This is a genomic window from Streptomyces sp. NPDC048191 (assembly GCF_040652655.1).
Classification (GTDB): Bacteria; Actinomycetota; Actinomycetes; order Streptomycetales; family Streptomycetaceae; genus Streptomyces.
This window is the reverse complement of sequence record NZ_JBEZMO010000022.1, coordinates 97415-111726: the sequence shown is the minus strand read 5'-3', so window position 1 is coordinate 111726 and position 14312 is coordinate 97415. Positions and strand designations below refer to the sequence as shown.

The window sequence follows — 14312 nt, the reverse complement described above, 5'->3', positions numbered from 1 at the left end:
GTTCGGTGGAGTGAATCGCCGGAGCGCGACGGCTGGGCCGATCGGCTGAACAGGGTCCCCGCCCGGGCCGTATCTCAGCATGGGGAGCTCGCGAGTCCCGTCCGTACGGGACGGAAGGAGAGCCAGGTGCCGACACCGCCCGAACCCGAACGGCCGCACGCCGGACCGGTCCTGGAACCCGTCCGGGTGCTGCGGCCCCGTCGTTTCGACGCGCTCGCGGAACTGATGCGCGAGATGGATACCGCCCCCGCGCACACGGCGGGCGCCGACGAGGCGGAGACCCAGGAGCTGCCACCCGTACCGCCGACCCGCGCCCCTGCACGTGCCGCCGCCCCGGCCCCCGTCGCACGCCGAGTGGCCGTCGCCGTCGCCGTGGCCGCCGCCGCACTCCTCGGCTTCGGCTGCGCCCTGCTGCTCCCCGGCCGGCAGGAGGCCGCCGCGTCACCGCCTGCACACCGGCAGGCGACCACCGCGCCGCCCGCGACCCCGACGCCCACCGCCACCGCGACCGGTGCACCGCCAGCCGGCACCGCGACCGGTGCACCGACCGTCGGCACCGACCCCGACGGCCCGGGCACCCTTCGGCAGGGCGACACCGGCCCCGAGGTCACCGAACTGCAGGAACGCCTGCTGCGCGTCCCGGATGTCTACCCCGGCGGCTCGACCAGCGGCACCTACGACGCCACCCTGACCGCCGCCGTGGCCCGGTTCCAGCTCTGGTACGGCATCAGCGGCGACGAGACCGGTGTCTACGGCGACGACACGCGCCGCGCGCTGGAGTCACGGGGCGGCCTGGGCGACGATTCATGAACGGCACCCGGGGAACACCGGGAGACGGGCCGTGACCTGACCGGGACCGGGCCCGGCAGCGTGAGCCGGAGCCGGTCCGGAGCGGCGGACGGGAGCGCAGTGCCATGACGGACGGGGACGGTGTGGTGAGCACGACGGGCGCCGGCCCGGAGGGCGGCATGGACGGCTTCTTCGGCCGGCTCAACCCCGACATGTGCGTCGTCACGGCCGCGGCCGAGGGCGAGCGGGCCGGGTGCCTGGTCGGCTTCGCCTCGCAGTGCTCCGTGCGGCCGCTCCGGTACGCCGTCTGGCTGTCCAAGGTCAACCGCACCTACCGTGTCGCACGCGCCGCGCAGCACCTGGGCGTGCATCTGCTCACCCGCGACCAGCGGGACGTCGCGGAACTCTTCGGCGGCCGGACCGGCGACGAGATCGACAAGTTCGCGCGCCTGGACTGGACCGAGGAGTACGGCGGCGCGGTGGTGCTGCGGGACGTGGCGGCCTGGTTCGTCGGCACCATCCTCCACCGCACCGACGGCGGCGACCACGTCGGCTTCGTCCTCGACCCGGTGCGCTGGGGCGAGGGGCGGCCCGGGCCGCTGCTGCGGCTGTCCGACGCGGCCGGCATCGACGCCGGTCACCCCCTGGACTGAACGGGCTCGAACGCCGGGTCAGGCCTCGGCAAGACCATTGCGCGAGCGGTGGCCCGGCCCCATGATGGGCACCCCGCGGCCGACCGCCGCGTGCTCCTCCGTACCACGATCGAAAGCCAGCCCGATGACCGGCTCCCGCATTCCGGGCCTGCTCGTGCCCGCCATTTTCCTGCTGGCTCTGATCGCCGGCGCCTGCTGGTACTGGCGGCACAGAAACGACGACTGATCCCGGCCACGCCGTCACGACTCCGGGTCAGCCGTGTCCTCCAGCGGCATCCTGATGTCCAGCACGCACACGTCGTCCCGCCGCTCGTCCGCGAGCAGCGTGGCGAGCAGCTCGTCCAGCGAGCCGGACTCGCCACGCGCATGCGTGCGCACCACCCCGGCCAGCCGGTCCAGGCCCGCGTCGAGGCTCTCGCCGGGGCGCTCGACCAGGCCGTCGGTGTACAGCAGGATCCGGTCGCCGGGTTCCAGGTGGATTTCCGCCGACTCGTAGACGGCCGCCGCGCTCGCGCCGAGCAGCATGCCGGCGGGCCGGTCGAGACGGAGCACCTCGCCGTCGCGGACGAGCAGCGGGGGCAGGTGCCCGGCCTGGGCCCAGGTGAGAACGTGCCGGTGGGGGTGGTAGCGGGCGAGCACCATGGTGGCCGTGGTCTGGCTGTCACGGGAGTGCAGCAGCAGATAGTTGAGCCGGGTCAGCGCCCCGGTCAGCGAGGAGCCCGTGGTCACCATGCCCTTCGCGGTGAACCTGAGCTGGGCCATCGTGGCCACCGCGTCGACGCCGTGACCGGCGACGTCGCCCACCACGAACAGCGCGTCGTCGTCGGGCAGTTCGATGGCGCTGAACCAGTCGCCGCCCACATGGATGCCGGACTGCGCCGGCAGGTACGCCACCTGGACGCGCAGCCCGGCCAGCTGCACCGGCCTGCTCGGCAGCGGCAGCAGGGCGTGCTGCAGCCGGGCGGCCAGGGCCCGTTCGGCCTGCAGGATCCCGCGCTGCAGCAGCATCGCCCGCTCGCTCTCCATCAGCGCCAGTTCCGCGGAGCGCTGCGGGGTGAGGTCCTGGATGAAGCCGTGCACCTCCACGGTGGTGCCGTCCTGCGCGGTGACGGCCTCCGCGACCAGCCGCAGATGCCGGACACCGCTCGCCGTGGCGATGCGGAACGGCCTGTCGAACGGCCGGGCGTGGCGGACGAGTTCGGCGATCGCGCGGGCGAGCGGGCCCGCGTCCTCCGCCAGGGCCAGGTCCGGCAGCCGTTCCAGGGCGAGCGGGCGCTCGGCGCTGTCCCGGCCGAGCACGGTGTACGTCTGCTCGGACCAGGAGATCTCCTGGGTGAGCAGGTTCCAGTTGGCCCAGCCGAGATTGCCGAGCCGCTGCACGTCGGCCAGGCGCTGCTCCTGGCGCTCCGCGGGCTCGTGCCGCAGCCAGGTGACCAGCAGGCCCTCGCCCAGCGGGGCGGCCCGCACCGAGTAGGTGGTGGTCACGGGCACCTCGCCGGTCACGTCCTGGTAGACGAACGGCTCGCTGACGAACGGCACCCCGGTCTCCACGGCCTGCAGGTACCCCTGCCACAGCGGCTCGCCCGCAACGGACGGATAGCTCTCCAGGACCCGTCTGCCGACCATCTCCCGGCCGGTCCGGCCGAACACGTCGACCGCTTCCGCCGTGGCGGCCTCGATGCGGTAGTCCGCCACCTCGCCGGTGGCGGCGCGCAGCGGTGTCAGCAGGATCGCCGCGCCGGGCAGCGCGTCGAACACCGACTGCACGGTCTGGGTGACTCCCTCGCCCACGCGTTCCTGGGGTGTGTCGAAGGCGCGCAGCCGGCCCGCGCACAGCCGGGCCACGGCCCGCAGCAGTTCCCGCTCGCGCGGAGCGAAGGCCCCGCTGCGCCTGCGCAGCACGCCGAGGGCGACGTCCGCGTCCTCCCCGGGCGGCACGGGCAGCCAGGCCCGGCTGGGCCAGCGCTCCGGCGGCTCCCCGATCAGCAGATACCGGTCCCGGTCCGTGGCGGGGTCCTCCAGCCACAGTGGATCGCCGGCCCGCAGGGCCTCGAGCGCGACCACTCCGGACACCGGGGGCACGTAACGCCACTGCGCCGCGAGGGTCTGGTCGACGCCGGCGTGCCCGATCAGTTCGAGTCCGCCCTCGGACAGCTGTCCGTACAGCATCACGGCGTCGGCGTCCGTCTCGGGTCCGATGTGGTCCAGCAGGCACCGGGCCAGCTCGTGCGGCGTGCCGACCCGCACCAGGTCCCGGCCGATGGCCCCGAGGGCCTTCGCGAGGTCCGCCGTGCTGGTGGCCGCGACCGGCGAGGAGACGGCGGCCGGCGATTCGACCGGGGCGGGCGGGGTGCCGGGCGGCTGCTCCTGCGGCGGTGGCAGGGCGCCCAGAGTGAGCCAGCACTGTTCGAGGAGGGTGCGGTTGCCGTCCTCGGCGCGCTGCAGCAGCTCCACGTGCGCGGCTTCCGGCGTACAGCCCGTGACGGCCATCAGCACGCCTTTGGCCCGCTCCAGGACCGCCGAGGTCGCGGCCAGGTCCCGCAGTCGTTCCAGCTCCGCGCGCTGCCGGGCCACCACATTCACCAACGCCGTCGGATCGGCGCCACCGGGGGGCACCGGGTGCGCGGGCTCGCTCGTCACGGGACGAGCATCGCACAATCGCACCCGTTTGATCACTCGTCTGCCGGATCCGACTTCATACGAACGTCGCAGGGTCTCCGTACGACCGCCCGGAGGCGGTCACGAGCCGTCCACACGAAAGGGGACGAAGGGTGCCGTGCTGTTGACCGGCGCAGCCGGGACGGACCGGCGGATCAGCGGCCCGTGCCGCGTCCGGCCAGGGCCTCGCTGACCGCGCGGACGCTGCGCGCGATGTGCTGCAGCTGCAGGACCTCGGCGGCGTACAGCTTGATCGTGTGCTCGATGACCGACTCGGGCAGGCCGAGCATCGGCAGCTCGGCCCGCGCGGTCTGCAGCGCCGTCCGGGCCACCCGGATCTCCTGCTGGACCTGGAGCTGCGCATGCCGGGCGAGCAGCACGGGGTGGCGGATGAGCGCCGGATAGCTGGCGTAGCGCGCGGGGATCAGCTCGCGCAGCCACTTGGCCGCCGAGCGCTCCCAGTCGTAAGAGCCCGGCGTCTTGACCTGACAGGGCCAGTCGGGGCTGATACGGGTGCTGGTCAGAGTCATGATCATCGCTTCCGGTGGGCGGCGTCGTGAGGGTGGTCGACGGGTGCGGGGCGGCCCCGGCCTAGGGGATGGCCGGGGCCGCCACGGGCGAGTCGCGCAGACGACACGCCCCGGTACACCCCGGGCGCCGACGTGGGTAGGGGACGGCGGCTGGGGGTGTCCGTGCGGGGACCCCGGGCGTCGGCAACCGGCGCTGCGCGGAGACTTGCGTACGCATGGGCGGTCCGTCGGCTTTCTCGGGGCGGTGTGCGAGCGGTGAGTCCGCGGGTGGGGAACGTACCCGGAGTGGGCCGGGCGCGATCCGTGAGCAGTATTTATATATGCCGTCCGCTTTGCAAGACGTATGAAAACATTCATGCGTGATTTGTCGTGGATGGTCCCTGTCCATGGCGGTGGAGACCGCAAGATCTCCACCGCATCCGGGACCCGGCGCGCGAACTGCCGGATTCAGTCCTTCATGAAGAACTGGTGCTGGTCGGAGAGCTGTTCGTACTTCTCCAGCCGGGCCTGGGTGCGCTCCGGGTCGGCGTCGGTCATGGCCTGCAGCAGCGCGGCGGCCATCACGCCGGGCGCGGCGTAGGAGTCGAACACCAGCCGGGAGCCGGTGCCGGTGGCGAACGTGACGTCGGCCTCGTCGGCCACCGGCCCGAGCGCCAGGTCGGTCACCAGGGCGACCTTCAGACCGGCGCCCCGCGCCACCCGGACGGCCTGGAGGGTCTCCTGGGAGTGCCGGGGCATGGCGAAGGCGAGCACCCAGGTGCCGCCGGCCTCGCGGCACTGCAGCAGGGCGTCGTAGGCCACGCTGCCGCCCCGGGTGACCAGCCGTACGTCGGGATGGATCCGGCGGGCCGCGTAGCCGAAGTACTCGGCCAGCGACTCCGAGATGCGCAGGCCCAGCACGGTCAGCGGGGTGGAGCGGGACAGTTCGCGGCCGATCCGGATGATCTCGTCGGGGTTGGCGAAGTCGCGCCGCAGGTTCTCCAGGTTCTCGATCTCGGCGTCGACCGCCGCCTGGAGCTCGTTGGCCCGGTTCTCCTCGCCGGGACCGCCGGCGAGCGTGCTCAACGCGATCGACTGGAGCCTCTCGCGCAGCGCGGGATAGCCGCTGAAGCCGACGGCGGCGGCGAACCGCGTGACCGAGGGCTGGCTGACGCCGACCCGGTCGGCCAGCTCGGTGATGGACAGGAAAGCGGCCTCGGTGATGTGCTCGATGAGGTACTGGGCGATGCGCCGCTGCCCCGGCGACAGACGGGGGCCGTCGAAGAGTTCCCTCAGCCGGGAGGTCGGGGCGGCCTCGGCCGCGGGCACGGTCTTGCCGGACGTGATGGCTGATGCCTGTGCGCGTGCCTGCTGCGGCGAGGGCACCGGTCCGCCTCCTTTGTCTGCCACAAGCACTCAACATAGCTCACCCACCGTCATGAACACGGGGTTGAGCAGGAGGTTTCAGCGCCGGAAGAGGCTGATGGAATGGCCCACGTCACCGGCCGGACGGCTGCTGTCGATCAGCTCGGCGAGCCGTCCGCGCGCCTTGGCAACCGCGGAGTCCGACACCACCAGCAGCCCGTGCACCCGATCCACCGGCACCGTGCGCGGATCGGTGGCGCGGATGCCGTAGTACGACGGCACACCGCTGCCCTTGTACACCAGCCACACCCGCTCGCCCGGATACCGCTGCCGGAGCCGGTCGGCGAGCCGGCCCAGGTCCTGTCCCCAGTCCACGTTGGAGTCGTGCAGCAGCCGGTGGGTGCGCGCGGGCCCGCCGAAGGCCTCGTTGGAGTACGGCAGGTAGTACGGGAACGTGCGCACCGAACTCACGGCCGTGCACAGCACCAGCGCCGCCGTCGCGACGCCCGTCCACCGCCTGCCGGGCCGCGGCACACAGGCCGCCGCCACCGCGAGGAACATGGGCACGAACAGCGCGTACCGGGTGCCGAAGTCCCGCGAGCCCGTCATGGCCGCCGCGAGGAGCACCGCGGGCGGGAGCAGCACGTACGGTGCCGCGGGCCGCAGCCGCCGCACCGCGACCAGCGTCACGGCGCCGGACACACCCAGCGTCAGCAGCCCGAGCGGCGTCTTCACCAGCAGGGCGGCCGGCAGGTAGTACCAGAGGGAGCCGGTGTACACATGCCCGAACAGATAGCCCTGCCACGGGTAGGCCTCCAGTCCGAACTGCACCCGCATGCCCGCCCGGTAGGCCTCGGGCACCGGCAGCAGGTCCACCAGCCGGCCGCGCGGCCCGTGCAGCGCCGGGACCGGTTCGGCGGGGGAGAACCGCAGGCCGGGATCGACGGCGAGATACGCGGCCCAGACGACGGCGAGCGCCACCAGCACCACGACGAGCGCACCGCCGAGCGCCGCCGACGGCTTGCGCCGGCCCCCGATGACGGAGAGGGCCGCCGCGCGCCCGCGGCCTCCCCGACCCGCGAGGGCCGGGCGCACGCGCTGAACGGCCAACCCCGTGAACGCGGACAGAACCCGCCGGGCCGGACCCGTGCTGGAAGGAGGCCCGTCGGCCGAACCACCGCCCCGTTCCCGTCGATTGCCCGCGTCGGGCCGCTCCCCGGCCGGGTGCTGGTCATGTCCCCGGCCGACGTTTGGTTCCGGCTCGTCGGCCTTCGGTACGTGCTGTTCCCGGCCGGTGTCCGTGGCGGGCGGTGCGCCGGCCGGGTGCTTGTCGGGTGCCGGGCCGAGGCCCGGGTCCGGTCGGCCGGTCTGCGGTACCTGCCGGTTCCGGTCCGTGTCCGTGGCCGGCCGGTTCACCCGGGGGAGCCCTGGGCTCCGGCGCGCCGCCAGGACGGACGTCGCGGCCAGCGCCATCAGCACGGGGACCGCCGGAAGTGCGCTCATCTTGGTTGCCACCGCCGCCCCGAGACAAGCCCCGGCCGCCGGCAGGTACAGGCCGGGCCGGCGCCGGGCCCGCCACACCAGCCAGGCCGCCGTCAGCACGAACCCGGCCGCCGGCACGTCCAGCGTGGCCAGTGAACCGTGGGCGATGAGATCCGGCGAGAAGGTGTACAGCGCGAGCGCGGCCAGACCGCCCGCCGTGCCCGTCAGGTCACGGGCGAACGCGAAGGCGACCAGCCCGAAGAGCAGGGTCAGCGCGATGACCGGCAGGCGCGCCCACAGCATCACATGCCCGGGGTCGTTGCCCGACTCGTACAGAAGATGCCGGCCCACGTCTCCTTGGGTGCCGGTGTACGAGGGGTCGTAGCGCGGGTCGGCCACCGCCACACCGGCCGCGATCAGCAGCTTGCCGAGCGGTGGATGTTCGGGGTTGTAGCGGATGCGGTGCTCGTGGAGGTAGTCGGTGGCCGTCGCGACGTAGACCGGCTCGTCGATGGTCGGGGTCTGCTGGACGGCCGTGGTGACCATCGCCACGGCCATCTGGGCGAGCAGCACCACGGCCAGCAGGGGCACCAGCCATCGCCGGTGGCGGCGCAGCCGGACGTACGGGCCGCCGGGGACCGGCCGCCCGGCCCCCTCGGCGGCAGCCGCACGGGTGAGGACCAGGTGCTGTTCGCGCGCCATCATCCGCCCCGCGGTGTCGCCGGCCGAGGGGCTGCGGGAACGGTCGTGGGCCCGATCATGGCCCTACTGTCGCACCGCTCCCGCCGCCGGGGGCGTCACCGCTCCACGAGTCGTACCGGCAGACCTTCTGCCGTGTACACGGGTACGGCCCGCAGCCCGTCGGAGTTCACCGCGATCCGGGAGAACCGGCCGCGCAGCCGGGGCGCGTCGACGACCGGCAGGGTGCTGCCCTCGGCCGGCGGCCGCTCGGTGTGGAGGCGCAGCGGCAGTACCGCCGGGCCGCCCGGCACCGCCGGGTGACCGGCCGTCAGCGGCGCCTCGCCTCCGGCGCGCAGGATGACGCCGAGCGTGCCCGCAGCCGTACGGCCACCCGCGGCGTGCCGCCCGCCACCCGCACGGCCCCGGGGCCGAGGGCGTCCCGCGAGCCGGCCACCAGCGTGCCCTCGGCCAGGACCGTCCCGCCCGTGTACCGGTTGCGGCCGGTCCAGGGGCAGTGAGCCGGTGCCCTGCTTGGCTGGCTGCCGGGGCCATCGACGTCGTCGCGCCAGGCGTCGGCGGCCGGGAAGCCGCCGGCTGCCCCGCCCAGCGTGACCGACACGTCCGCGTCGAAGTCGAAGGCGCCGTAACCGTCCGCCGCGGCGAACAGGCCCAGCCGCCACCCCTGTTCGAAACCGCCGCGTTCAGATGCGGCAGCCGGGTCTCCAGCAGCACCTCCGCGCCCTTCGGGACGACCGGCGGCACATCGCGGCCCTGCCGGGTGAGGACGTAGGCCAGCCACCGCACCCGAGGCCGATCCGGCGCGGGGCGCGCCCGAGGGGCTGCGCGTGTTCGCCGTGCGGTACGGACCCGGCGGCCCCTTCACGCCCGCCTTCACCGGTGGCGAGCAGGGGCTGACCGTACGCACGGAGGCGTTCACGGCGGTCGTCGGCGTGGTGGCGCGCGACAGCCGTGGTGAGCCGTCCCTCGTCCTCCACCGCTGAGCCTCCTCAGCCCTCGGGGAGCACCGGTGCCGGCAGCGCACCCGCCGGCACCACCAGGTCCGCCGTGGCCCGCGTCCTCGCCACCAGGTCCGCGTTGCGCTGGTCCGTGCCCAGCACCCAGGCCACGGCCGACCCGGGGTCCTTGCCGAACTCCTCGTGCCGGGCGACCAGTCGGCGGATCCGCTCGGCCTCGTCGATCTCGCAGAACCACACCTCGTCCAGGCACGGCCGCACCCGCGCCCACGAACCCTCGGTCAGCAGCAGGTAGTTGCCCTCGGTCACCACCAGCCTGGCGGCCGGCGGCACCGGGATCGCGCCCGCGACCGGCTGCTCCAGCACCCGCTCGAACCCGGGCGCGTACACCACCTCGTCGGTGTCCTCGCGCAGCCGCCGCAGCAGCGCCGCGTACCCGGCCGCGTCGAAGGTGTCCGGCGCGCCCTTGCGGTCCCGGCGGCCGAGCCGGTCCAGCTCGACGTCGGCGAGGTGGAAGCCGTCCATGGGCACGTGCGCGACCCAGGGCGGTCCGCCGTCGTTCAGGGCGCGTACGAGATGCTCGGCGAGCGTGGTCTTGCCCGCCCCGGGGCTGCCCGCGATCCCGAGCACGGCACGCCGGCCGTCCCGGACGAGGAGACGGGCACGGTCCAGGAGGTCGTCGAAGGTCAGCGGCACACAGAGAGTGTGTCACCAGGAGTTCGCCGCGTATGTGGCGTGTGCCACTCACTGGACGGCGCCCTATGGGGAACAGTGCTGGGTATGACTCAGCTCGGTCTTCCCGACGCAATCCAGGCCTGTCTCTTCGACCTCGACGGGGTCGTCACCAAGACGGCCGTCGTGCACGCCGCCGCCTGGAAGGAGACGTTCGACGCGTTCCTGCGGGACTACACGGGGGAGCAGGGACGGCCGTTCGACCCGGTCGCCGACTACGACGAGTACGTCGACGGCCGGCCCCGCGCCGACGGCGTCCGCGCCTTCCTCGACTCGCGCGGCATCCACCTGCCCGAGGGCACCCCGGAGGACCCGCCGGAGGCCCCCACCGTGCACGGCCTCGGCAACCGCAAGAACGTCCTGCTGCTGGAGAAGATCCGCAGCGGCGGGGTGGAGGCCTACGAGGGCAGCCTGCGCTATCTGGAGGCGGTCCGGGCGGAGGGCCTGCGCACGGCCATCGTGTCGTCCAGCGCCAACTGCAGGGACGTACTGCGCGCCGTCGGCGCCGAACACCTCTTCGACGTACGGATCGACGGGGTCGTCGCCGCCGAACGGCACCTGCCCGGCAAGCCGCACCCCGACACCTTCCTCGCCGCCGCCCACGACCTGGGCGTCGAGCCGTCCCGGGCCGCCGTGTTCGAGGACGCGCTGGCCGGCATGGACGCCGGACGCGAGGGCCGCTTCGGGTACGTCGTCGGCGTGGACCGCGTGGGCCAGACCGACGCGCTCTACGCGCACGGCGCGACCATCGTGGTGAGGGATCTCGCCGAACTGGGAGGCAAACAGTGATCACCGACCGGTCGTACAGCGTGGAGCCGTGGACCGTACGGGAGACCGCCCTGGATCTGGACGTCCTGGCCCAGAGCGAGTCGGTGTTCGCGCTCTCCAACGGGCACGTCGGCTGGCGCGGCAACCTCGACGAGGGCGAACCGCACGGCCTGCCCGGCAGCTACCTCAACGGGGTGCACGAGGTGCACCCGCTGCCGTACGCGGAGGCGGGCTACGGCTACCCCGAATCCGGCCAGACGGTCATCAACGTCACCAACGGCAAGATCCTCCGGCTGCTGGTGGACGACGAGCCGTTCGACCTGCGCTACGGCCGGCTCGTCACCCACGAACGGGTCCTGGACCTGCGCCGCGGGGTGCTGGAGCGCACCTGTGAGTGGACCTCTCCGGCGGGTTCCACGGTCCGGGTCCGCTCGACCCGGCTGGTGTCGCTGACCCAGCGCGCGGTGGCCGCCGTCGCGTACGAGGTGGAGGCCGTCGGCGGCCGCAGCCGGGTGGTGATCCAGTCCGAGCTGGTCGCCAACGAGTCCCTGCCCGGATCGAACGGCGACCCCCGCGCGGCCATGGCGCTGCAGTCCCCGCTGGAACAGGAGGACCACTTCGCCTCCGGCAGCCGGCTGCGGCTGGTGCACCGCACCCGGCGCAGCGGCCTGCGGGTGGCGGTGGCCGCCGACCACGTCGTCGACGGGCCCGAGCGCACCACCACCCGCAGCGAGAGCGGCGCCGACGTGGCCCGGCTGACGGTCACCGCGGTGCTGGAGCCCGGGCAGACGCTGCGGGTGGAGAAGCTGGTCGCCCACGGCTGGTCCGGCACCCGCTCGCTGCCCGCGATGGCCGACCAGGTCGACGCCGCCCTCGCCGCCGCCGCGCACGACGGCTGGCAGGGCCTGCTGGCCGACCAGCGGGCCTGCCTGGACGACTTCTGGGCCCGCGCCGACGTCGAGGTGGAGGGCGACGAGGAGGTCCAGCAGGCGGTCCGCTTCGCGTTGTTCCACGTCCTGCAGGCCGGCAGCCGCGCCGAGCAGCGCGCCATCCCGGCGAAGGGCCTGACCGGCTCCGGCTACGACGGGCACGCCTTCTGGGACACCGAGATGTTCGTGCTGCCCGTGCTCACGTACACCGCGCCCGCGGCCGTCGCCGAGGCCCTGCGCTGGCGGTACAACACCCTGGACGAGGCCCGCGAGCGCGCGGCACAGCTCGGGCTCGGCGGGGCGGCGTTCCCCTGGCGGACCATCGCCGGTCCGGAGGGCTCCGCGTACTGGCCGGCCGGCACCGCCGCCTTCCACGTGAACGCGGACATAGCCGACGCCGTGATCCGGTACGTGGAGGCCACCGGCGACACCGTGTTCGAGCGCGAGACCGGCGTGGAGCTGCTGGTGGAGACGGCCCGGCTGTGGCGCTCCCTGGGCCACCACGACGCGCACGGCGTCTTCCACATCGACGGCGTCACCGGCCCCGACGAGTACAGCGCGGTCGCCGACGACAACCTGTACACCAACCTCATGGCCCGGCAGAACCTGCTCGCCGCCGCCGACGCCGCCGAACGCCACCCCCGCGAGGCGGTCCGGCTCGGCGTGGACGAGGAGGAGGCGGCGACCTGGCGGGACGCGGCCGCGGCCATGTACATCGCCTACAACGACGAGCTCCGCGTCCACGAACAGCACACCGGATTCACCCGTTACCAGCGCTGGGACTTCGCCGGCACCCGCGCCGACCAGTACCCCCTGCTGCTGCACTTCCCCTACTTCGACCTCTACCGCAAACAGGTCGTCAAGCAGGCCGACCTGGTGCTGGCCATGTACACCTGCGGCGACTTCTTCACCGCCGAGTACGACGAGGAGCAAATATCCCGGAACTTCGCCTACTACGAGCCGCTGACCGTACGGGACTCCTCGCTGTCGGCCTGCTGCCAGGCCGTGATCGCCGCCCAGGCGGGCCACCTGGACCTCGCCTACGCCTACACCACCGAGGCGGCGCTGATGGATCTGCAGGACCTGGAGCACAACACCCGCGACGGGCTGCACATCGCCTCGCTGGCCGGGACCTGGATGGCCCTGGTGGCGGGCTTCGGCGGGCTGCGCCGGGACGGCGAGCGGCTGCGGTTCGCGCCGCGCCTGCCCGAGCGGCTGAGCCGGCTCGCCTTCAACGTCGAGTTCCGCGGCCGGCGGCTGCGCGTGGACATCGGCGCCGACAAGGCCACGTACGTCCTCCTGGACGGACCGCCGCTGACCCTGCGCCACCACGGCGAGCCGCTCACGGTGAGCACCGACGAGCCGGCCGTACGGGCGGTGCCACCGGCCGGCCGGCGGCCCGCGCCGGAGCAGCCACCGCACCGGGCGCCGAACGCGGGCTAGGCGCTCCCGTGCGTGTGCGGGGGCGTGCCGACAGCCCCGCGGACGCCCTCAGTTCAGCGCACCGGACAGCTGCCGCAGCAGGTCGCCCGTCGCGTCGGCGGCGAGCAGGGCGGAGAGGGTGCCCAGCAGGAGGACGGCCGCCGCGGCGGGCCACAGCCGTGGCGGCGGGCTGGTCTGCAGGGCCGCGATCCGCCGGGTGACGGCCCGGTCGGTGAAGTGCAGGGCGCAGGCGGTGCGGGCCGGGCCGGCGGTGAGCGCGGCCCGCGCCAGCGCCCTGGCGGTGGTCCGCCGGTCCCCGACCGAGGCCGCGGCCTGCTCGTCGGCCCACCGCTCCACGAGGAAGCCGACGGCCGTACGCACCGGGCCGAGCAGCGGGTCGGCCGCCGCGGCGAGGGTCGCCGCCGTGACCAGCGGCCCGTGCCGGTGGGCGAGATGGGCGCGCTCGTGCGCGAGGAGCACCCGCCGCTCGGCGGGGTCCAGGGCGCCCAGCATCCCCGAGGTGACCAGGATCCGGCCCGGCCGCCCCGGGATCGCGAACGCCCGCGGCACCTCGGAGGCGGCGACGATCAGCTCGGTGTCCGCCGGGTGCCCCGCGCACAGCCGGCGCAGGGCCCGCCGGGTGGAACGCTCGGCGCGCACCGCCCGGTACACCCGCAGGGCGATCGCCACGAGCGCCAGGCAGGCCGCGAGCCCGATCGCCTCCGGCACTGGATCCACCACCCGGTGCCCGTCCTCCCGGGCCTCGCGGATCACCGGTGGCGCGTCCCCGAGCAGTGCCGCGGCCAGCAGGACCAGCGACCAGCTCGTGGCCGCGGCGGTCAGCACGGCCGCCGAGGTCAGCACGCGCGCGGCGAGCGCCGGCGCGACCCACCGGGCGATCAGCGAGCCGACCGCCGACAGCAGCAGCGACAGGAGCAGCGGGCTGTACACGTCGAACTTCATGCGCCGCCTCCGGCGAGGAGTTCGCGCAGCGCCCGCTCCTCCTCGGGGCTCAGCCCGGTCACGAACTGCTGGAGCGCGGCGATCGGGTCGGGGCCCCGGTCCAGGGCCTCGTGCATCGCCTCGGCGGTCAGTTCGGCCGCGTTCTTCGCCGGACGGTAGGCGCCTCGCCGCCCGTCGGCGTCCCGCAGCACCAGACCCTTGTCGTACAGGCGTTTGAGGATGGTGTGCACCGTGTTGTAGGCCAGGGCGCCGTCGATCCCGGCCTGGATCTCCGCCGGGGTCAGCGGCCGCTCGGTGGCCCAGAGAGCCGCCAGTACCTCGCTCTCCAGCTCACCGGCGCTGCGCCGCTCCGCCCTGCCGCGGGACCCTGTGCCAGCCATGCCCCAA

At 74.1% G+C, this 14312-nt stretch carries 14 protein-coding genes; 5 read left to right on the top strand and 9 right to left on the bottom strand.

The features are described 5' to 3' along the window. Positions 1-126 precede the first annotated feature (126 nt). Positions 127-810 (top strand): peptidoglycan-binding domain-containing protein, encoded by a 684-nt coding sequence (locus AB0D93_RS29710; protein ID WP_362125641.1) that lies wholly within the window; start codon positions 127-129, stop codon positions 808-810. Between the two features lie 158 nt (positions 811-968). Further along, positions 969-1442, top strand: a complete 474-nt coding sequence (locus tag AB0D93_RS29705) for a flavin reductase family protein (protein ID WP_362125733.1) — start codon at positions 969-971, stop codon at positions 1440-1442. 240 nt (positions 1443-1682) lie between these two features. Here the strand turns inward: AB0D93_RS29705 and AB0D93_RS29700 are convergent, their stop codons facing one another. The 6 genes from AB0D93_RS29700 to AB0D93_RS29675 all read right to left on the bottom strand — a co-directional run bounded on the left by AB0D93_RS29700 (position 1683) and on the right by AB0D93_RS29675 (position 8756). Further along, entirely contained in the window at positions 1683-4058 is a 2376-nt protein-coding gene (locus AB0D93_RS29700; protein WP_362125730.1) for a SpoIIE family protein phosphatase, read from the bottom strand. 197 nt (positions 4059-4255) lie between these two features. Next, positions 4256-4636 (bottom strand): hypothetical protein, encoded by a 381-nt coding sequence (locus tag AB0D93_RS29695; RefSeq protein ID WP_362125638.1) that lies wholly within the window; start codon positions 4634-4636, stop codon positions 4256-4258. A 441-nt stretch (positions 4637-5077) separates the two neighbouring features. After that, entirely contained in the window at positions 5078-5995 is a 918-nt protein-coding gene (locus tag AB0D93_RS29690) for a MurR/RpiR family transcriptional regulator (RefSeq protein WP_362125635.1), read from the bottom strand. 78 nt (positions 5996-6073) lie between these two features. After that, complete coding sequence (locus AB0D93_RS29685; RefSeq protein ID WP_362125632.1) at positions 6074-8161, bottom strand: phospholipid carrier-dependent glycosyltransferase; 2088 nt, start codon at positions 8159-8161, stop codon at positions 6074-6076. Positions 8162-8253: 92 nt separating this feature from the next. Continuing rightward, positions 8254-8448 carry a hypothetical protein gene (locus AB0D93_RS29680; protein WP_362125629.1) on the bottom strand — a complete coding sequence of 65 codons (195 nt, stop codon included), beginning with the start codon at positions 8446-8448 and terminating at the stop codon, positions 8254-8256. Positions 8449-8465: 17 nt separating this feature from the next. Beyond that, positions 8466-8756 carry a hypothetical protein gene (locus AB0D93_RS29675; protein ID WP_362125626.1) on the bottom strand — a complete coding sequence of 97 codons (291 nt, stop codon included), beginning with the start codon at positions 8754-8756 and terminating at the stop codon, positions 8466-8468. Positions 8757-8982: 226 nt separating this feature from the next. Between AB0D93_RS29675 and AB0D93_RS29670 the strand changes: the two genes are divergently transcribed. Next, positions 8983-9138: a hypothetical protein gene (locus tag AB0D93_RS29670; protein WP_362125623.1), complete on the top strand. Its 156-nt coding sequence runs from the start codon at positions 8983-8985 to the stop codon at positions 9136-9138. A gap of 6 nt (positions 9139-9144) precedes the next feature. Here AB0D93_RS29670 and AB0D93_RS29665 read toward each other — a convergent pair whose 3' ends face one another. Further along, positions 9145-9807: a nucleoside/nucleotide kinase family protein gene (locus AB0D93_RS29665; protein WP_362125620.1), complete on the bottom strand. Its 663-nt coding sequence runs from the start codon at positions 9805-9807 to the stop codon at positions 9145-9147. 84 nt (positions 9808-9891) lie between these two features. On the opposite strand from AB0D93_RS29665, the gene AB0D93_RS29660 reads away from it, so the two are divergent. Both AB0D93_RS29660 and AB0D93_RS29655 read left to right on the top strand, forming a co-directional pair. Continuing rightward, entirely contained in the window at positions 9892-10632 is a 741-nt protein-coding gene (locus AB0D93_RS29660; RefSeq protein ID WP_362125617.1) for a beta-phosphoglucomutase family hydrolase, read from the top strand. Further along, positions 10629-12983: a glycosyl hydrolase family 65 protein gene (locus AB0D93_RS29655; protein WP_362125614.1), complete on the top strand. Its 2355-nt coding sequence runs from the start codon at positions 10629-10631 to the stop codon at positions 12981-12983. The genes AB0D93_RS29660 and AB0D93_RS29655 overlap by 4 nt, the downstream gene beginning before the upstream one ends. Before the next feature lie 48 nt (positions 12984-13031). On the opposite strand, the gene AB0D93_RS29650 is transcribed toward AB0D93_RS29655, so the two are convergent. Continuing rightward, positions 13032-13925: a M56 family metallopeptidase gene (locus tag AB0D93_RS29650; protein WP_362125611.1), complete on the bottom strand. Its 894-nt coding sequence runs from the start codon at positions 13923-13925 to the stop codon at positions 13032-13034. After that, positions 13922-14305, bottom strand: coding sequence for a BlaI/MecI/CopY family transcriptional regulator (locus AB0D93_RS29645; protein ID WP_362125608.1), 384 nt, complete (start codon positions 14303-14305; stop codon positions 13922-13924). The genes AB0D93_RS29650 and AB0D93_RS29645 overlap by 4 nt, the downstream gene beginning before the upstream one ends. Positions 14306-14312 lie beyond the last annotated feature (7 nt).